This is a genomic window from Promicromonospora sp. NPDC050249 (genome assembly GCF_040656015.1).
In the GTDB taxonomy this organism is placed as follows: Bacteria; Actinomycetota; Actinomycetes; order Actinomycetales; family Cellulomonadaceae; genus Promicromonospora.
This window is the reverse complement of sequence record NZ_JBFAKY010000026.1, coordinates 51,972-70,779: the sequence shown is the minus strand read 5'-3', so window position 1 is coordinate 70,779 and position 18,808 is coordinate 51,972. Positions and strand designations below refer to the sequence as shown.

Annotated in this window: 17 protein-coding genes; 8 read left to right on the top strand and 9 right to left on the bottom strand. The window is 72.0% G+C overall.

Annotated elements, in window-relative coordinates; genetic code table 11:
* Nucleotides 1-45 precede the first annotated feature (45 nt).
* The gene (rpsT, locus tag AB0I32_RS20200) at nt 46-306 is read right to left on the bottom strand and encodes a 30S ribosomal protein S20 (RefSeq protein WP_116676346.1); all 261 of its coding nucleotides are present in this window, start codon (nt 304-306) and stop codon (nt 46-48) included.
* A gap of 243 nt (nt 307-549) precedes the next feature.
* Between rpsT and AB0I32_RS20195 the strand changes: the two genes are divergently transcribed.
* Complete coding sequence (locus AB0I32_RS20195) at nt 550-1,674, top strand: ionic transporter y4hA (protein WP_357509237.1); 1,125 nt, start codon at nt 550-552, stop codon at nt 1,672-1,674.
* Nucleotides 1,675-1,692: 18 nt separating this feature from the next.
* Here AB0I32_RS20195 and AB0I32_RS20190 read toward each other — a convergent pair whose 3' ends face one another.
* From AB0I32_RS20190 to AB0I32_RS20180, 3 genes are all read right to left on the bottom strand, one after another.
* Nucleotides 1,693-2,247, bottom strand: a complete 555-nt coding sequence (locus AB0I32_RS20190) for a type II toxin-antitoxin system PemK/MazF family toxin (RefSeq protein WP_357509235.1) — start codon at nt 2,245-2,247, stop codon at nt 1,693-1,695.
* Between the two features lie 81 nt (nt 2,248-2,328).
* Nucleotides 2,329-2,760 (bottom strand): type II toxin-antitoxin system PemK/MazF family toxin, encoded by a 432-nt coding sequence (locus tag AB0I32_RS20185; protein ID WP_357509233.1) that lies wholly within the window; start codon nt 2,758-2,760, stop codon nt 2,329-2,331.
* A gap of 55 nt (nt 2,761-2,815) precedes the next feature.
* A complete protein-coding gene (locus tag AB0I32_RS20180) occupies nt 2,816-3,607 on the bottom strand; it encodes an alpha/beta hydrolase (protein WP_357509231.1) in 792 nt (263 codons plus the stop codon).
* Between the two features lie 142 nt (nt 3,608-3,749).
* Here AB0I32_RS20180 and AB0I32_RS20175 point away from each other — a divergent pair, with 142 nt between their 5' ends.
* Nucleotides 3,750-4,637 carry an aminoglycoside phosphotransferase family protein gene (locus AB0I32_RS20175; RefSeq protein WP_357509229.1) on the top strand — a complete coding sequence of 296 codons (888 nt, stop codon included), beginning with the start codon at nt 3,750-3,752 and terminating at the stop codon, nt 4,635-4,637.
* 14 nt (nt 4,638-4,651) lie between these two features.
* Here the strand turns inward: AB0I32_RS20175 and AB0I32_RS20170 are convergent, their stop codons facing one another.
* Entirely contained in the window at nt 4,652-5,392 is a 741-nt protein-coding gene (locus tag AB0I32_RS20170; protein WP_357509227.1) for a maleylpyruvate isomerase N-terminal domain-containing protein, read from the bottom strand.
* A 251-nt stretch (nt 5,393-5,643) separates the two neighbouring features.
* On the opposite strand from AB0I32_RS20170, the gene AB0I32_RS20165 reads away from it, so the two are divergent.
* Both AB0I32_RS20165 and AB0I32_RS20160 read left to right on the top strand, forming a co-directional pair.
* On the top strand, nt 5,644-7,047 hold the full coding sequence (locus AB0I32_RS20165) for a hemolysin family protein (protein WP_357509225.1): 1,404 nt from the start codon (nt 5,644-5,646) through the stop codon (nt 7,045-7,047).
* Nucleotides 7,044-8,090, top strand: coding sequence for a hemolysin family protein (locus AB0I32_RS20160; protein WP_357509223.1), 1,047 nt, complete (start codon nt 7,044-7,046; stop codon nt 8,088-8,090). Before AB0I32_RS20165 ends, AB0I32_RS20160 begins: the two co-directional genes overlap by 4 nt.
* A 58-nt stretch (nt 8,091-8,148) precedes the next feature.
* Here AB0I32_RS20160 and AB0I32_RS20155 read toward each other — a convergent pair whose 3' ends face one another.
* Nucleotides 8,149-8,706: a type 1 glutamine amidotransferase domain-containing protein gene (locus AB0I32_RS20155; RefSeq protein ID WP_357509221.1), complete on the bottom strand. Its 558-nt coding sequence runs from the start codon at nt 8,704-8,706 to the stop codon at nt 8,149-8,151.
* A gap of 121 nt (nt 8,707-8,827) precedes the next feature.
* Between AB0I32_RS20155 and lepA the strand changes: the two genes are divergently transcribed.
* The 4 genes from lepA (at nt 8,828) to AB0I32_RS20135 (ending at nt 14,166) form a co-directional block, all read left to right on the top strand.
* Nucleotides 8,828-10,708, top strand: a complete 1,881-nt coding sequence (gene lepA / locus AB0I32_RS20150) for a translation elongation factor 4 (RefSeq protein WP_357509219.1) — start codon at nt 8,828-8,830, stop codon at nt 10,706-10,708.
* On the top strand, nt 10,709-12,001 hold the full coding sequence (hemW, locus tag AB0I32_RS20145; protein WP_357509217.1) for a radical SAM family heme chaperone HemW: 1,293 nt from the start codon (nt 10,709-10,711) through the stop codon (nt 11,999-12,001).
* Nucleotides 12,002-12,129: 128 nt separating this feature from the next.
* A complete protein-coding gene (locus AB0I32_RS20140; RefSeq protein ID WP_357509215.1) occupies nt 12,130-13,194 on the top strand; it encodes a hypothetical protein in 1,065 nt (354 codons plus the stop codon).
* Nucleotides 13,195-13,284: 90 nt separating this feature from the next.
* Nucleotides 13,285-14,166, top strand: a complete 882-nt coding sequence (locus AB0I32_RS20135; protein WP_357509213.1) for a hypothetical protein — start codon at nt 13,285-13,287, stop codon at nt 14,164-14,166.
* A 103-nt stretch (nt 14,167-14,269) separates the two neighbouring features.
* Here the strand turns inward: AB0I32_RS20135 and AB0I32_RS20130 are convergent, their stop codons facing one another.
* The 3 genes from AB0I32_RS20130 to AB0I32_RS20120 form a co-directional block, all read right to left on the bottom strand.
* On the bottom strand, nt 14,270-14,824 hold the full coding sequence (locus tag AB0I32_RS20130; protein ID WP_357509211.1) for a DUF4870 domain-containing protein: 555 nt from the start codon (nt 14,822-14,824) through the stop codon (nt 14,270-14,272).
* A 36-nt stretch (nt 14,825-14,860) separates the two neighbouring features.
* Nucleotides 14,861-15,727 carry a DUF3097 domain-containing protein gene (locus AB0I32_RS20125; protein WP_357509209.1) on the bottom strand — a complete coding sequence of 289 codons (867 nt, stop codon included), beginning with the start codon at nt 15,725-15,727 and terminating at the stop codon, nt 14,861-14,863.
* Between the two features lie 94 nt (nt 15,728-15,821).
* The gene (locus tag AB0I32_RS20120; RefSeq protein ID WP_357509207.1) at nt 15,822-18,737 is read right to left on the bottom strand and encodes an AAA family ATPase; all 2,916 of its coding nucleotides are present in this window, start codon (nt 18,735-18,737) and stop codon (nt 15,822-15,824) included.
* Nucleotides 18,738-18,808: the final 71 nt, after the last annotated feature.

The window sequence follows — 18,808 nt, the reverse complement described above, 5'->3', positions numbered from 1 at the left end:
AAGACGCCGTCCTCCCATGGGTGGACGGCGTCTTTCGAAGCTTGCTCAGAGAGCGGCGACCGACTTCGCGAGGGCCGACTTGCGGTTCGCGGCCTGGTTCGCGTGGATGACGCCCTTGGCAGCTGCCTTGTCGAGCTTGCGCGACGCGGTGGCAAGGGTGACCGTCGCGGTCTCCTTGTCGCCGGCTGCGACGGCCTCGCGCACCTTGCGCACGTGGGTCTTCAGCTCCGACTTGACGGACTTGTTGCGCAGACGAGCCTTCTCGTTCGTCTTGATGCGCTTTATCTGGGACTTGATGTTTGCCACGATGGGACTTCCTGGTGTGTTCGCCTGACGGCGAGCGGATAGGTCGTAGAGGGCGGTCGCAGCTCCGGGACTGGGGTGGGGACCCGTGGAGAGGAGCTGGGACTGTGCCCGCCGACCTGGGCGGACACGCGACCTCCGAGTTTACCAGAGGCTCGGGCGCCCCGGGCGAGGAGTCCGTGTGACACCGGCTACGGCCGCCGTCGGCCAAAAAGGGCCCTGACGAGCCACCTTAGAATCCGAACCATGACTACCGCGACTCTGAGAGGCCGATTCCAGTGGACCGTGGTGGTTCCAGTCCTTGCCGCGGTGCTCCTCGTGGTGACGTGGAGCAGTCATGACCACCCGGTGATCCTGGCCGCGATCGGCGCCGCTCTGGTCGGGTCGGTGCTCGCGGCGGTGCACCACGCAGAGGTCGTGGCGCACAAGGTCGGCGAGCCGTTCGGCTCCCTCATCCTCGCGGTGGCGGTGACCGTGATCGAGGTCGGCCTGATCATCATGCTGATGAGCAGCGGCGGCGACGCTGCCAGCACCTACGCCCGCGACACCGTGTTCGCCGCGGTCATGATCACCTTCAACGGGATCGTCGGGCTGTCCCTGCTCGTCGGCGCGAGCAAGCATCACCTGGTCAGCTTCAACGCGTCGGGTACCGGGTCGGCGCTCGCCACGGTGATCGCGCTGGCCGGGGTCACGCTGGTCCTGCCCCGCTTCACGACGTCGGCGGACGGCGGCGCCTACACGCCCTTCCAGCTCGCCTTCGCGGCGGTGGCGTCGCTGATGCTCTACGGGGCGTTCGTCTTCACGCAGACCGTGCGGCACCGCGACTTCTTCCTGCCCGTCACGAGCGACAAGTACGGCCGCGTCACGGGCGTCATCCGGGACGAGGACGGCGACGACCACGCCGACCCGCCGGCCGCGAAGGAGGCGTGGATCAGCGTCGCGCTGCTGGTCCTCGCGCTCGTCTCGGTGGTGTTCCTGGCCAAGATGCTCTCGCCCACCATCGAGTACGGGGTGGCCGCGGCGGGACTGCCGTACGGGGTGGTCGGTGTCGTGATCGCGCTCCTCGTCCTCGCACCCGAGTCGATAGCCGCGGTCCGCAACGCGCTCCGCAACCGCGTCCAGACCAGCCTCAACCTCGCCTACGGCTCGGCCATGGCATCGATCGGCCTGACCATCCCCACCATCGCCGTCGCGATGATCTGGATGGAGGGGCCGCTCACCCTCGGCCTCGAGCCGGTGCAGATGGTGCTGCTCGCGGTCTCCGTGGTCGTGGCGATGCTGAGCATCGCGCCGGGCCGGGCCAAGACGCTGCAGGGCGTGGTGCACCTCGTGCTCCTTGCCGCGTTCCTCGTGGTGTCGATCCAGCCGTAGCCCCGGCCGCCGGACCGGTTACAGCGCGGCTGCCACCTGGTCGAAGACTGCCCGGTCCAGGATCGCGCCCTCCCGGCGGACGGCGTCCGGGTGGATGCGGATCACGCGGTTGAGGCGCACCTCGGAGGCGCGGCCGGTGCTGTCCCAGGCGCCGGTGCCGATGTCCATCCAGCGGCGGCCGGCGCGGGCCTCCTGCCCGGCGTCGCGGTCGTGGTCCTGGCTGGTCAGCTGGAGCGCGAGGAGCCAGGGGCCGTCGTTGCCCACGATCAGCACCGGGCGGTCCTTGCCCTGGCTGTGATCTTCTTCATAAGGCACCCACGACCAGACGATCTCGCCCGGGTCGGGCTCGCCGTCGAGCTCGGGGCGGTAGACGGGCTTGACCTTGCCCTCGAAGTCGCCGGGGTACCCATCGGTCTCGGGCAGGTTCCGGCCTGATGCCGGACGGCGGTCCCGGGGCGTCGGCCCCGACGTCGGCCGGTCGTCGTCGGTGCGGCGGTCGCTCTGGTCGAAGAAGGTGCTTGCCACGGCCTCGACGACGTCGCCGAGCAGCTTGATCCACGGGTTCTGGTTCACGGAGGGCAGGGTAGCCCGGCGTCGGCCCGCGAGCAGGGCGTGCCGACGCCGGAGGCCGCGCCCAGCGGCCGAAGGCCCCGGTCAGGTGAGGTCGAGCGCCCGGTCCATGTACTTCACGACGTCGTTGAAGACGTCCTCCGCGAGGATGTCGCCCTCGCGGCGCACGTCGTCCGGGTCGACGCGGATGACGCGGTTGATCCGGACCTCCGAGTCGCGGCCCGTGCCGTCCCACGCACCCGTGCCGACGTCCATCCAGATCCGGCCGGCGCGCACCTCCTGCAGCATGTCGCGGTCGTGGTCCTGGCTGGTGAGCTGCAGCCCGAGCAGCCAGGGACCGTCCTTGCCCACGAGCAGCACCGGACGGTCCTTGCCCCGGCTGTGGTCCTCCTCGTACGGCACCCAGGTCCAGACGACCTCGCCGGGGTCCGGGTCACCGTCGAGCTCGGGGTTGTAGATGGGGTGGACCTCACCCTCGAAGTCACCGGGATAGCTGTTGTCTGATGCGAAGGTCACGCCCGAAACCGTACCGGAACGGGTTAACCGCGCATCAGGGACCTAAAGGTAGGAATCAGCCGGCGCACGCCCGGGCGAACGCGGCCAGCTCCGCCGCCATCGGCTCCGGCTCCCAGCTGTGCATCGCACCCGGCAGCTCCTTCTCCGTGCCCTTCGGCACCGCCGCCACGATGCTCGCCGCCGCCACCGGCATCTCAGGGAAGGTCTCGACCCCGTACATGGCGAGCACGGGGACCGCGACGTCGAGCGTGCCGTCCTCCAGCGCGCGCTGCGCCCAGGCGAGCGACTGCGCGTCGGCGCGGTAGGCGGCGACCGTGCGGGCGATCGCGGACCAGGCAGGGGAGGCCTCCATCTCGGCGAGCCACTCGGGCGGCATGTCCTTCATGTAGTGCCGCATCGCGTTCTCGTGGTCGCCGGCGTCGAGCAGGCGCTCGATCTCGTCGGCCCACGTCTGCGTCGTCTCAGCGGGGTCGCCCAGCGGTGCCTCCCAGAGGGCGAGCCCGGTGACCGGCAGCCCTGTCGCGGCGGCCCGGAGGCTGAGCGCGCAGCCCGACGAGTGCCCGACCAGCACCGCGGGGCCACCCGCCACCTCGATCATCGCGGCGACGGCCGCCAGCTCGCGGTCGAGGTCGAGGCGCCCCTCTGCGGTGCTCTCCCCGCGGCCGAGCCGGTCGAACGTGATGGTGGTGAGCCCGGCGTCGGCGACGCGCTGGGCGGTCTCGGCGGTGATCGGGTCGTCGGCGCGGTCCGGTCCGGCGCCCGTCACGAAGACGACGGCCGGTCCGGTGCCGCCGCGCAGGTCGTAGGCGACGCGGTCGCCCTGGCTGGTGGTCGCGTAGTCGGTCATGGTTGGTCCGACGACGTCGCCCCACCGAACTCATCGGTGAGCGCGCCTGCAGCCGCCGAACGTAGGCCAGGTCGCGGCGATGTCGGAGACGGGCGGCGAAAAGTGCTCGCCTGGGCAGTCGCGACGGTGTCACGGTGTGCGCATGAGCCTGCACGACGACGAGGTCGTCTCCACCCCGGACCTCGTCCGTCGCCTGGTCGCGGAGCAGTTCCCGCAGTGGGCGGGCCTGCCGGTGACGCAGGGCCCGGCCGGCGGCACCGACCACCACCTGTTCCGCCTCGGGGACGAGCTGCTCGTCCGGATGCCGAAGATCGCCTGGGCGCAGGACCAGGCGGGTTCCGACGCCCGCTGGCTCCCGCGCCTGGCGCCGCACCTGCCGCTCCGGCTCCCCGTGCCCGAGGCGGTCGGCGAGCCGGGCGAGGGTTTCCCGTTCCGCTGGTCCGTCACGCCCTGGCTCGACGGCGCGTCACCCGCCGTGGGCGCGCTCGGCACGGCCGCCGCCCGGCAGCTCGGCGAGTTCGTCGCGGCCCTGCGCACGGTGAGCACCGAGGGCGCTCCGGTCAAGGACGGCACCTCCCGAGGCGTCCCGCTCGCGCGGCTCGACGACGACGTGCGCGCCGCCATCACCGAGTCCGGCACCCGCATCGACGGCCGAGCCGTGACGAAGGCGTGGGACCAGGCACTGGCCGCGCGCCCGGCGACTGACAAGTACTGGATCCATGGCGACCTGCTGCCCGGCAACCTCCTGGCCGACGGCGGGCGGATGACCACCGTCATCGACTGGGGCGGGGTGGGCGTCGGTGATCCCGCCGCCGACCTGATCCCCGCCTGGACCCAGTTCACGGGCGCCGAACGCGCGGCGTTCCGGGCATCCGCCACCGAGGGGCTGACCGACCCCGACGACGCCTGGGAGCGCGGGCGTGGCTGGACCCTGGTCCAGGCGGTGATCGCGCTGCCGTACTACTGGGACCGCTGGCCCGCGTTCGCGCGCGGGAGCCAGGAGCGCATCGCCGCGGTGGTCGCGGACTGACGGCCCTGCGCCGGCTACGGCACTATCGCCTCCGCCAGCGCGGTGTCCAGGACGGTGCGGTCGCCCTCGACGACGAGTCCTGCCTCGGCGGGGGTGAGTCGGCGCCACAACGTGAGCGCGAGCCCTTCGGCCGGCCCGGAGACGACGGCGTGGATCACCTCCTCCTCGGCGCGCTCGCCGGGAGCGCCGAGCACCCACGTGCGCGTGCCGTCGATGTCGGTCGCCACGAGGGCGATCGGGTGGCGCAGCGGCGTCATGCGGCCGAGGCCCACCTGGCGTGGCTGGAGCACGGTGACGACCTCGTCGACGGTGTCCGCCCAGACCTCTGGCTCGGCCCCGGCGAGGCCGACGGAACCCGCCCCGGCCCGCGCCGCGAGCAGGTCGTGCAGGTGCACGAGCGTCTCGTGGGTCTGCCGCCGGTGCCAGAACCGCACCGGGCCGGGACCCATCGGCTCGGGATGGGCGAGCACCCGGCCGACCGAGTCGGGGTCGATCTCGGCGAAGGCCTCGCGCAGGGTCGCGGCCTGGGCCGCGTAGTGCGGTGCCAGGTCGAACGGCCCGCCGCCGAGGCCCGGCCCCTTGACCCCGCGGGCGTTGCCGGCGGCCCAGTGGTGGACCTCCGCGAGATGCTCCACGAGCCCGCGGACGGTCCAGTCCCCGCAGGCGGGGACCCGCGCGTCCGCGTCGGCGTCCGGCACCGCGGCGAGGAAGCCGTCCTGGAACCGGGTCAGCAGGGCGAGGTGGTCGAGGCTCATGTGCCGAAAGGTACCGCCCGCCCCCGACATCCCGATGCTCAGGAGGGACGCTCAGGATGACTACCGCCGCGCGCCGTGGAACCGTAGGGGCACGTCCGTCGTTCTTCCACGCGATGCCCCAGCGGGCATCCGGCCGGAGACCCTCGGGCCGCCACCGGACCGCACCACAGCTCGCGAAGGATCATGGACGCCGACAGTCATAGTCCCTGCCCAGCCGTACGCCGTAACCCCGCAGGGCGGAGGTGGTGGCGTTGAGCTGGGTGATCTCGCTCCTGCTGGGCGTCGTGGTGATCCTCGCGATCACCGCCGTGACGGGCTACTTCGTCGCGCAGGAGTTCGCGTACATGGCGGTCGACCGGGCACGCCTGGCGGCTCGCGCGGAGGCCGGCGACGTCGGGGCGCGGCGCGCGCTCGGCGTGACCCGGCGCACCAGCTTCATGCTCTCCGGCGCGCAGCTCGGCATCACGGTCACCGGCCTGCTGGTCGGCTACGTCGCCGAGCCGCTGGTCGGTGAGTCGCTGGGCGTGGCGCTCGGCGGCGTCGGGGTGCCGACCGGCGTCGGCGTCGCGGTGGGCACCGTCCTGGCGCTCGTGCTCTCGACGCTCGTGCAGATGCTGTTCGGCGAGCTCGTCCCGAAGAACCTGGCGATCGCGCGGCCCGAGCCCGTGGCGCTGTGGCTCGCGCGCTCCACCACCGTCTACCTCGCGGTCTTCGGCTGGTTGATCAGGGTGTTCGACGCCGCGTCGAACGCCCTGCTGCGCCTGCTCCGCATCGAGCCGGTGCACGACGTCGAGCACTCGGCGACGGTCCGCGACCTCGAGCACATCGTCGCGGACTCGCGCGCCAGCGGTGACCTCCCCGGCGACCTGTCGGTGCTGCTGGACCGCATCCTCGACTTCCCCCGGCAGGACGTCGAGCACGCCATGATCCCGCGGGCGCGGGTCGGCGTCGTGCGCGCCGACGACACGCTCGCGGCGGTGCGCGAGCTGATGGCCCGCGGCCACTCCCGCTACCCGGTGCTCGACGACGACGGCGAGGTGGTCGGCGTCGTGCACCTGGCGGACCTGCTGTCCGCGGGGCCCGCGGCGGCGACCGTTGCGGACCTGCTGCGTCCGGCGCTCGTCCTGCCGACCGCCATGGCGCTCCCGGACGCCCTCCGGGAGCTGTCGGCCACGCGGAACCAGATGGCGTGCGTCGTCGACGAGTACGGCGGGTTCGCTGGCGTGCTCACCGTCGAGGACCTCGCGGAGGAGCTGGTCGGCGAGATCACCGACGAGCACGACGACGAGATCGACCCCGTGACCGCGGCGTCGGACGGGGTGTGGGTGATGGCGGGCGACGTCCACCTCGACGAGGTCGAGCGGTCCGTCGGGCGCGACCTGCCCGAGGGCGACCACGAGACGATCGCCGGTCTGGCGATCGCCGTCCAGGGCTCGCTGCCCGCGGCGGGCGACGTGGTCGACGTCGCGCTGCCCGCCGACCCGGCCGACCTGGTGGCGACCGAGCCGCACCCGGACGAGGTGCTCCGGATCGAGGTGCTCGAGGTGGAGCGGCACGTGCCGTCCCGCGTCCGGGTCACCGTCGTGGACGCGCCGGCGGACGCCGAGCACACCGAGACCAAGAACGCCGAGACGAAGCGGGAGGAGGCCCGATGAGCAACCCATGGGTGGTGGTAGCTGCCACCGTCGTCATCATCGCGCTGAGCGCGTTCTTCGTGGCGGTGGAGTTCGCGCTCCTCGCGGCCAAGCGGCACCGGCTGGAGGACGCCGCGCCCACCAGCCGATCCGCACGCGCCGCACTGCGCAGCGCGAGCGAGCTGACGCTGCTGCTCGCGGGCTCCCAGCTCGGGATCACCGTCTGCACCCTGGCCCTCGGCGCGATCACCAAGCCCGCCGTGCACCACTGGCTGACGCCGATGTTCGAGACCTGGGGCGCGCCGTTCTGGGCCGCGGACGTCGCAGGCTTCGTGCTGGCCCTGATCATCGTCACGTTCCTCCACCTGGTGGTGGGGGAGATGGCGCCCAAGTCGTGGGCCATCGCCCACCCCGAGGCCAGTGCCACGATGCTCGCACTCCCGATGCGGGCCTTCATGGTCGTGACCCGGCCGGTGCTCGTGGCGCTCAACGGCGCCGCGAACTGGTGCCTGCGACGCGTCGGCGTCGAGCCGGCGGACCAGGTGGCGTCCGGGCAGGGGCCGGAGGACCTGCGGCACCTCGTGGAGCACTCCGTCAGCGTCGGGGCGCTCTCCATGGCCTACTCCGACCAGCTCTCCGGGGCGCTCGACCTGCGCCGCCTGACGGTCGAGGACCTGCTCGCCGACCGCGCGGCGCCGTCCGCCGTAGGGCACGGTGCCACGGCCGCCGAGGTGCAGGAGGTGTCCCGCGTCTCCGGGCACCTGCGGATCCTCGTGCAGGGCGTGAGCGGCCGGCCGGACGGCGTGGTGCACGTGCGCGACACGCTCCTGATGCCCGACGCCGCGCCCGTCGCGGACGTCACCCGGCCCGTCTTCGAGCTGGCCGCGGACGTGCCGCTGCACACCGCCCTCACGACGATGCGGGAGACGGGAAATCACCTCGCGGTGGTGCCGAGGCCGGACGCCGACGGACCGGACGGTCCAGCGGCGGACTACGGCGTGGTCACCCTCGCCGACGTCCTGCGCAAGCTTCTCCCACGCACGACGTCACCCCGCCCCGCCTGACCGCCGAGTGCTGGGTATCCGTTCCCCACGACGGTGGAGAGGCGCAGATGCCCAGCACTCAGACGGCTTCGAGGATCGCGTCGATCTCGCGGAGGAAGTCCGGGAGGTCCTTCGGGTTGCGGGACGTGATCAGGGGGTAGCCCGCGCCCGTGTCCCGGACCACCGGCTCGTCCACCCAGGTACCGCCGGCGTTCCGGACGTCGGTGGCCAGCGACGGGTAGCTGGTCAGCCGCGCACCAGAGACCTTGCCCGCCTCCACGAGCGCCCACGGGCCGTGGCAGATCGCGGCCACCGGACGCCCGGAGGACGTGAACGCCTCGACCACCGAGACGGCAGGAGCCTGCAGGCGCAGGGTGTCGGCATTGATCGTCCCGCCGGGCACGAGCAGCAGGTCGAAGCCGGCCGGGTCCACCTCGTCGATGGTGGTGTCCGGAGCGACGGTCTCGCCGGGCTTCTCGTCGCCCACCAGGGTGCGGACGTCGTCCCCCGTCACGGCGGCCACCGTCACCACGGCGCCGCGATCACGCAGGTGGCGCACGGGTTCGAGGAGCTCGTCCTGCTCGACGCCGTAGTTGGTCACGATCGCGAGTACCTGCTTGCCGGTCAGGTGCGACATGGTTCTCCTCCTTCGTCGGGATCAGTGCCTCCCGACCGTAGGCACGACCGCGCCCCGCTCGCACGGGACGTGGGAGAATAACCGTTGGCCCTCCCACCCATGACGACGGAGCGAGAACGCTTTGCCCATCCCCGGTCCTGCGCTCACGGCGCGCCTCCAGCCGCACGCCACAGCGCCCGAGCTCATCCGCAACTTCTGCATCATCGCGCACATCGACCACGGCAAGTCGACGCTGGCCGACCGCATGCTGCAGCTGACCGGCGTGGTCCAGTCGCGCGACATGCGCGCCCAGTACCTCGACCGCATGGACATCGAGCGCGAGCGCGGCATCACCATCAAGTCGCAGGCCGTGCGGATGCCGTGGGCGGTCGCCGACGAGGCAGGCGTGCTCACCCCGCACGCGCTGAACATGATCGACACCCCGGGGCACGTCGACTTCACGTACGAGGTCTCCCGCTCGCTGGCCGCGTGCGAGGGCGCCGTGCTGCTGGTCGACGCCGCTCAGGGTATCGAGGCGCAGACCCTGGCCAACCTGTACCTGGCCATGGAGAACGAGCTCGAGATCATCCCGGTCCTGAACAAGATCGACCTCCCGGCGGCGCAGCCGGAGAAGTACGGCGAGGAGCTCGCGAAGCTGGTGGGCTGCGAGCCCGAGGACATCCTCCAGGTCAGCGGCAAGACCGGCGTCGGCGTCGAACCGCTGCTCGACCGCATCGTGCAGCGTGTCCCTGCCCCGACCGGCGACCCGGACGCCCCCGCCCGCGCCATGATCTTCGACTCGGTCTACGACACCTACCGCGGCGTCGTGACCTACGTGCGCGTGATCGACGGCGACCTGAACCCGCGCGAGAAGATCGCGATGATGTCGACGAGGGCCACGCACGAGCTCCTCGAGATCGGGGTCAGCTCGCCCGAGCCGCACGCGACCAAGGGCCTCGGCGTCGGCGAGGTGGGCTACCTGATCACGGGCGTGAAGGACGTGCGCCAGTCCAAGGTCGGCGACACCGTCACCAACGCGGCCAAGCCCGCCGCCACCGCGCTCGCCGGCTACAGCGACCCCAAGCCGATGGTCTTCTCGGGCCTGTACCCGATCGACGGCTCCGACTACCCGGTGCTGCGCGACGCCCTGGACAAGCTCAAGCTCAGCGACGCAGCGCTCAACTACGAGCCCGAGACGTCGGTGGCGCTCGGCTTCGGCTTCCGTGTGGGCTTCCTCGGCCTGCTGCACCTCGAGATCGTGCGCGAGCGCCTCGAGCGCGAGTTCAACCTCGAGCTGATCTCCACCGCCCCGAACGTCATCTACGAGGTGACGATGGAGGACAACACGAAGATCGTGGTGACCAACCCGTCGGAGTTCCCCGGGGGCAAGATCAAGGAGGTCCGCGAGCCCGTCGTCAAGGCAACGATCCTCACCCCCAGCGAGTTCGTGGGCGCGGTCATGGAGCTCTCGCAGTCCAAGCGCGGCGACCTGCAGGGCATGGACTACCTCTCCGAGGATCGCGTGGAACTGCGCTACCACCTGCCGCTCGGCGAGATCGTCTTCGACTTCTTCGACCAGCTCAAGTCCAAGACCCGCGGCTACGCGTCCCTCGACTACGACACGTCAGGTGACCAGGCCGCCGACCTCGTGAAGGTCGACATCCTGCTCCAGGGTGAGCACGTCGACGCGTTCAGCTCGATCGCGCACCGCGACAAGGCGTACTCGTACGGCGTCATGATGACCGCCAAGCTCAAGGAGCTCATCCCGCGCCAGCAGTTCGAGGTGCCGATCCAGGCCGCCATCGGCGCGCGCGTGATCGCCCGCGAGACCATCCGCGCCATGCGCAAGGACGTGCTCGCCAAGTGCTACGGCGGCGACATCAGCCGTAAGCGCAAGCTGCTGGAGAAGCAGAAGGAGGGCAAGAAGCGCATGAAGAACATCGGCTCGGTCGAGGTGCCGAAGGAGGCGTTCATCGCCGCGCTCTCCTCCGACTCGGACGCGCCGAAGGACAAGAAGAAGTAGGTGCCCGCACTTCCCTCCGGCATCCCGGTGCCCGACGACGGCGCGCTGCCCGCCTGGGCAGGCCCGTCGTCGGCCGACCGGCCGTTCGGCGTCTACGTTCACGTCCCGTTCTGCACGGTGCGCTGCGGCTACTGCGACTTCAACACCTACACCGCTTCCGAGCTGGGCGGCGGCGCCAACCAGGCGCAGTACGCCACGACGGCGCTGCTGGAGGTGGACCTCGCGGCGAAGGTCCTGTCCGACGCCGGCCGCGCGCCCGCCGCGGTCTCCACGGTGTTCTTCGGGGGCGGTACGCCCACGATGCTCCCGGCGGAGGATCTCGCCCGGGTGCTCGACGGCATCAGGGGCGCGTGGGGCCTGGCCGCTGCGGCCGAGGTGACCACCGAGGCCAACCCGGACTCCGTCACGCCCGAGTCGCTGCGGGTCCTGGCCGACGCCGGGTTCACGCGGGTCTCGTTCGGGATGCAGTCGGCGGTGCCGCACGTCCTGGCGACGCTCGAGCGCACCCATGACCCGCTGCGTATCCCCGACGTCGTCCGGTGGGCGCGCGACGCAGGGCTCGACGTGTCCCTCGACCTCATCTACGGCACGCCCGGAGAGTCCCTCGACGACTGGCGCACGAGTGTGGAGACGGCGCTGTCGACCGGCGTCGACCACGTGTCCGCGTATGCGCTGGTGGTGGAGCCCGGCACGAAGATGGCCGCCCAGGTGCGCCGCGGCGAGGTGAGGCTCCCCGATGAGGACGACCAGGCCGCCAAGTACGAGCTGGTCGACGACCTGCTCACGGAGGCGGGCCTGCGCTGGTACGAGGTGTCGAACTGGGCGCGAGCCGGGCACGAGTGCCGGCACAACATCGGGTACTGGCGCGGCGACGACTGGTGGGGCATCGGCCCGGGTGCGCACAGCTACGTGTCGGCACCAGCTTCGTTGGCCGAGCCTGTCGAGACGCCCGACGGCGCGGGCACCCCCGCCGGCGTCCGCTGGTGGAACGTGAAGCATCCCCGTGCCTACGCCACGCGGCTCGAGGCCGGACAGAGCCCCGGCGCGGGACGCGAGCTGCTCACGCATGCGGAGGCGCACCTGGAGCGGGTGATGCTCGGCGTGCGGCTGCGCGAGGGGCTCGACCTCGGCGTGCTGTCGGACGCCGGCCGTACCACGGTGGCCGGTCTGGTTGCGCGCGAGCTGCTCGACGGACGGGCGGCGGTCGGCGCCGGAGGAGGCCCGGCACGTGCGGTGCTGACCCGTCGCGGACGCCTGCTCGCCGACTCCGTGGTGCGCGACCTCACCGCCTGAGACCACTGCCGGCGCACGGCGTCGGAGCGCCACATGGTTTGTTTGCACAGCGGGCGAAATCGTCGATATCTTGTGCCGACTCATACCGGTACGAAGCGGCACCAGCACGCCTGACGAGGGGTACGCGCATGAGTAACACCTACGGCGGCTGGAACCCACAGGATCCGAACCGCGATCCCCGGCGAGCACAGGTCCCACAGCAGCAGGATCCGCAGCCGCAGCAGGCTCAGCCCCCGCAGGCTCAGCCCCCGCAGCCCCAGCCGTTCGACCCCTACGGCCCGCGTGATCCCTACGGCCGCCCCGCCAACCCGTACGGCAGGCCCGACTACCAGCCCCTGCAGCGGCCGGAACCGCAGGATCCGCAGCCGGGCGAACGGGGCGGCTACCAGGGCGGTCAGCGGACTCCGCAGTTCCAGCAGCCCGCACCTCAGCAGCGGTACCAGGAGCCGGAGGCCCAGCCCAGTCTCCCGCAGTACCCGGCAGTCTCCGGGACGGAACGCCGGCCGGACGTGGACGAGCCCCCGACGATCGGCAACGCGTGGCGCTGGGCCTGGAGCGCGTTCGGCGCGAGCTGGGGCGTCTGGGTGCTGATGAGCCTGTTGCTCGGCCTGGTGCAGGTCGCCGTCCTCCTCGTGTTCAGCCCGTCCACGATGGACGCTCTCGCGAGCTCGACCGACCCGGCAGCGGTCGACGCCGCGCTGGCCGCGGGCCGGACGCTCGAGGCCAGAGGGCTGGCGGCGGCAGGCACAGCGGTGGGCTTCCTGCTGCAGGCGCTCCTGTTTGCCGGCGCCCTCGCGGCGACGCGCACCCGCAAGGTCCGCATCCGCGACTTCTTCGTGCTCCGCGGTTTCGGCGGGCTCCTGGGGTTCGCGGTGGTCACCGGAGCGCTCGGGTTCGCCGGTACGGCGGTGCCGACGGTCGGCGTGCTGGTGCAGGTAGTGGTCACGCTCGTCCTGCTCCCGGTGCCCTTCCTGCTGCTGGACGGTGTGGGGTTCGGCAAGGCGCTCGCCCGCGGTGTCGGCCTGGTGTTCTCTCACCTCGGGACCGTCTTCGGCGTCCTGGGCATCTTCGCCGGGCTCGTGATCGCCTCGGCCTTCACGTGCGGGATCGGCCTCGTCGTCGTCATACCCGCGATGCTGCTGGTGGGGGCATATCTGGTCCAGCGCTGGACCGGGGAAGCCGTCCAGGGCTGACCACGCGGTCACAACTCGGCGCTTGCACATGCGTAAATGCGGAGAAGAGGTGAAGGTGGGGCTGGATCAATGACCAGCCAAGGGGAACACATGAGTGAGAACACGCCACAGAACCCGTACGAGCCGAACGCGGGTGGCGCCACCCCGCCGCCGAACCCGAGCGGCCCGACGCCGCCGCCGTCGGGCCCGACACAGCCGCCGGCCTACGGCGGCGCGAGCCAGCCCCCTGCCTACGGCGGACCGGCCGTGCCGTACGGGACGCAGCCGGCGAGCCCGTTCCAGGTCGGTGAGGCGCTGCGCTTCGCATGGGACCGGTTTAAGGGGAACTGGCTGTTCTGGGTGCTGTTCGTGCTGCTCCTGGTTGTTGTGTTCGGCATCTTCAACGGGAGCTCGATCGCCGAGTACAGCGACCGGGCGAACGATGCGGCGGAGGCCCAGCTGGCGACCGGCGTGGGGATGGGCATGGGGATCGGCACCGGCGTGAGCTTCGGCAGCACGTCGCTCGGGCTCATCGGCTCCCTGGTCCTGTCGGTGCTCAGCGCACTGGGCATCAACGCCGGGCTGCGTGAGGTCTCCGGCGAGAAGGCGACCTGGGGCAACCTCTTCAAGATCAGCAGCTACGGCATGGTCATCCTCACCGCGCTCCTGCTGCTGGTTGCCAACTTCATCGGCCTGCTCCTGTGCGGCCTCGGCGCCATCGCCCTGGCGATCTTCGCGCCGTTCACCTACCACCACGTGGTCGACAAGGGCCTGGGCGCCTGGACGGCCCTGACCTCGTCGTTCCGCCTCGTGGGGCAGAACTTCGGCGCGGTGTTCCTGCTCGAGCTCGCGCTCCTGGGTATCAACATCCTGGGCTCGATCCCGTGCGGGCTGGGCCTGTTCATCACGCTTCCGCTGTCGATCGTCGCGATGGCCTTCGCCTTCCGCCGGCTCACCGGCGGTCCGGTCGCGGCCGGGCCTGCCGCGGCCTGACAAGGATGACCATGCACCTGCTGCCAGGATCCGAGTGATTCTGGCAGCAGGTGCATGGTCATTTTTCAGCGACGGCCGACGGCGGCGGCCTGGCGGAGTGGGCTTACTTGATGAAGCGGATGTTGACCGGGTAGCGGTACGGCGCGCCCTTACCGTTCGCGACGGCCGCCAGGATCATGAATACGATCGCGGCGATGAACGCGAGGTAGACGAAAGCACCGAACCCGAGTGTGACAGCGGTGATGATCGCCGCGGCGATCAGCGCGAGGACGATGGTGATCTGGAAGTTCAGCGACTCCTTCGCCTCCTGGTCCACGAACCGGCTGCGGTCCTTGAACAACAGCCAGATGATCAGGGGCGCGATGAAGCCCAGTATGAACGGGCCGACCTGGGCGATGACCGACCACGTGCGCTCGTCGGACGGCGTGAGCGGCTGGGGCTGGTACGGCGCACCGGAGCCGTAGGGCGGGCCGTACCCGGTACCCGGCTGCGGCTGGACCGGCTGACCGGGCGCGGGCTGGTTCGGGTACGGCTGGGCCGGCTGGTCCTGGAGCGGGGGCTGGCCGGGCTGGGGCGAGCCGTAGGCGGGGGCCTGCTCGGGCTGCTGCGGCTGGTCAGGCGGCTGAGGCGACTGCGGCTGCTGCGGGTTCTCGGACATGGCCATAACCGTAGAGGCTGTGGGGTACGAGATGGCTTACGACGTGGTCACGAAATCGATAAGTTCTTCGACTCGTCCCAGCAGCGCCGGGTCGAGGTCCCGGAAGTCGCGCACCGTGCCGAGGATCCGCTGCCAGCCGCGGGCGACGTCGGCCTGCGTCTCGGCAGGCCAGCCCAGCGAACGCAGGATGCCGAGCTTCCACTCGGTACTCCGGTCGATGACGGGCCAGCGGTCCAGACCGAGCCGCTCGGCGCGCACCGCCTGCCACACGTCGACATAGGGGTGGCCGAGCACCAGCACGGTGCCCTGCGGGACGTGGCGCAGCGCTTCGTCCGTCAGACGCTGCTCCTTGGACCCGGGGACCAGGTGGTCGACCAGCACGCCGACGCGGCGGTCGGCGTCGGGCCCGAACTCGGCGAGGCGTTCGGCGAGGTGGTCCACGCCGTCGAGCATCTCGACCACCACACCCTCGACGCGCAGGTCGTCGCCCCAGACCTTCTCCACCAGCTCGGCGTCGTGCTTGCCCTCCACCCAGATGCGGCTGCCCCGAGCCACACGGGCCCTGGCGCCGTGCACCGCAACCGATCCGGAGGCGGTGCGCGTGGGCTGAGCCGGCGCACGGTTCAGGACGGGCGCGGTGAGCACCACCGGCTTGCCCTCCACCCAGAAGCCCGGGCCGAGCGGGAAGGTCCGGGTACGGCCGCGACGGTCCTCGAGGACCACCACGTGCATCCCGCCCGACTTCTCGACGCGTACGACGGCGCCCACCCAGCCGGTCTCGACCTCTTCGACCACGAGCCCGGTATCGGCGGGCATCGGCTGCGACGTCGGCCGGCTCCGCCCCCGCTGCGCGCCAGGAAACGCGGGGGACAGCACGTCGGGTCCATACCGGTCGTCAACCACGAGGTGACCCTAGTTCCGCCGCCCCGCTGAGTGCTGGATATCTGTGCTCTCGGAGTGTCTGAACGCGCAGACGGAACGCGCAGATGGTCAGCACTCAGCGAGGAACACGGAGGGCCGCTTCCGTGCGGGTCGACACGCCGAGCTTGCGCAGGATCGCCGAGACGTGCACCGAGGCGGTCTTGGCCGAGATGTACAGCCGCTCCGCGATCTGCCCGTTGGTCAGGCCCTCCGCGACGAGCGCGAGCACCTGCTGCTCCCGCGGGGTGAGCGTGTCCGGCACGCCGCCCGCCGCTGACGAAGACGACGCCGCCGTCGGCGCGGGCGCCTCGGCGGGCCCGCCACGGCCCGTCAGGCCGGCCCGGTCGATGAGGCCCTGCGCCCGCTGGACGATCAGCCCCGCGTCGATCTTCTCCGCCTCGGTGATCGCCGACCCCAGGGTCGCTCGTGCCCCGGGCCGGTCGCCGGCCTCCAGCAGCCGCGCGCCCTCGCGGTACAGCGCGTACGGGCGCAGGTGGGCGGGCCGGGGGCCGGACTGTTCGGCGACAGCCGTCCACGGGCCGGTGCCGAGCTCCGCCTCGAACAGCGCGGACCACACGGGGAACGTCGGCCAGTGGGCGCACTCGGCGAGCGCCGCGCGGTACGGGGCGTCGTCGATGTCCTGGCCGGTCGCCCGGAGCTCGGCGATCGCCCGGGCCGACAGGGCGAGAGACGTGAGGTCGTAGGCCGGGCTGCGCGGGTGGTCCGGCGCGACGACCACCGACAGGCGCTCCAGCGCCGCCGCCGGCTCGCCGCGCAGCAGCTCGAGCTCCGCCTGGGTGCCCCTGCTGCGCGACCGGATCTGCTCCTCCAGGCGGCCGAACCGTTCCCAGGTGGCTGCCCTGTGGCGGGCCTCGGCCTGCGCCCGCTCGACGTCGCCGCGCCACATCAGGAGCCAGGCGCGGCGCTCGGTCAGGTAGGCGGTGTACACGCTGTCGTGGATCAGGGGCACCGTGCGCTCGTACCAGGCGGCCGCCTCGGCCCAGTCGCCGCGCCCGATCCAGGCCTCGACGACGTTCCCCTCGATCATGATCCGCGAGCCCTCGGACGCGCCGTGCCTGCGTGCCTCGGTGACCCCCTCCTGGGCGATCTCGACCGCCCGGTCCCACTCGCCGACGAGGATCCGGGAGTCCGACCCGTTGGTGTAGTACCGGCTCAGTCCTCGCCAGGCTCCCTCTGCCGCGTCGCGTGCGGCGTCGATCTCGGCGAAGCCGCCGGCGTCGCCGCGCTGGACCCGGCTCACGCCGCGCAGGTTCAGGGCCACCGACGCGACCTCGGGGCTGCCGATCGCGATCCCGGCCTCGTAGGCCGCTGTCGCTGCCACTATCCCTTCCTCGGTCCGGCCGTCGAGCATGGCGTGGCGCGCCCGCAGCATCAGCAGGTGGGCGCGTACCGCGTCGTCCCGGCCGGGTTCCACGAGCGCGAGGGCCCGCTCGATGAGCTCGGGCCCCTCGCCCGAGCCGGCGTGACCCGCGATGAGCGCCGTGTCGGAGAGCATGCCTGCGAGGCCTGCGGGATCGTCGTCGGGCCACTCGGCGATCGCCTCGTGGGCCACGGCCAGGGCGCGGGTGGTCCGGGTGGACCCGCGCAGCGACTCGGCGACGGTACGGAGCAGCTCGTGGTGCGGCAGGCCGGCCACGGTCTCGGCGTCTGGCACCTGTTCCCAGAGCTCCAGGGCGCGCTCCCCGAGCGTGACAGCGGTGGACGACGCCGCGCCGTCCGCTGCTACCCGGTGCCCGACGACGGCCGCCGCGAGCGCCTTGTCCAGGACGCCGGCCCGCCACCAGTGGTCCGCTATCCGCGACAGCTTGGCGACCGACCGGGCGCGCCGGACGAGGGCGCCCTCCAGCGCCCGCGCGTACGCGGCGTGCAGGCGGCGGCGCTCGCCGGGCAGCAGCTCGGCGTACACGGCCTCCTGGGCCAGCGCGTGCCGGAACGCGTAGCCGATGTCGGTGGTCACGAGCACCTGCGCGTCGACCGCCTCGCGCAGTCCCTCCTCCGGCTCGGGTCCGACGCCGGTGGTGACGTCGGCCAGGACGTCGTCGAGCACGTCGTGCCAGACGCGCGGGCCGGCGGCCGCGACGACGCGGCAGAGGGCCTGGGCCTCGCGGCTCAGGTTCCAGTAGCGCAGCAGGAGGATGTCGCGCAGGGAGTCGGGCAGGTCGGTGTCCAGGAAGCCGACCAGCTCCTCGACGTAGAAGGGGACGCCCTCGCTGCGGTCGGCCAGGTCGGTGAACGGCTCGGCGGAGAGGCCGGCGTGCAGACGCGCGTCGAGGCCGCGTGCCGGCCCGTCCTGGCGGCCGGGGGAGCCGCCGAGCAGGTCGTGCGCCATCTCCCGGACCTCTGCGACGCCCAGGCGGGCCAGGTCGAGGCGGGTCGTGAGCCGGGCCCGGTCGAGCTCGGCCATGACGGTGCGCAGGGGGTGCGCGCGGCCGACGTCGTCGCTGCGGTAGGTGAGCAGCAGGAGCAGGCCGTCGGGTGCGGTGCGCGCGAGGCGGAGGGCGACGGCGCGGGTGACGTCGTCGGACCAGTGCAGGTCCTCCATGATCACGATGACGGGGCGCTCGGCGGCGAGCCCGGTGAGCAGGTTCGCGAGGACCTCGGGAAGGCGGTCCGCTCCGGCGTCGGACGCCGGGGCGACGAGCTGGGGAGCGACGACGGACAGGGCGCCGGCCGCGGGCCCGGCCGCGTCGACCACTGCCTCGGGGCCCACCGTCCGGACGATCCCGCGCAGCAGTCCGGCGAGGGCCGCGTAGGGGAGGGGGCCGGAGCCCTCGTCGGCGCACTGCCCGGTGAGGACGGTGACGCCGTCGGCCTGCGAGGTGAGCTCGTCGAGGAGGCGGGTCTTGCCGATCCCTGCCTCGCCTGCGATCACTATCGTGCGGTTACCACCCGAGCGGACGGCGTCGAGGGCGGCCGTGAGCTCGCCGAGCTCTCGGGCTCGACCCACCAGGCGGGCGCGGGGAACCGGCATGGGCTCATCGTCCCATGCCGGTCCTGTGGTCGGTCCGCTGGTCATCGTTGCTGGTCATGGCTGTTTGGCAG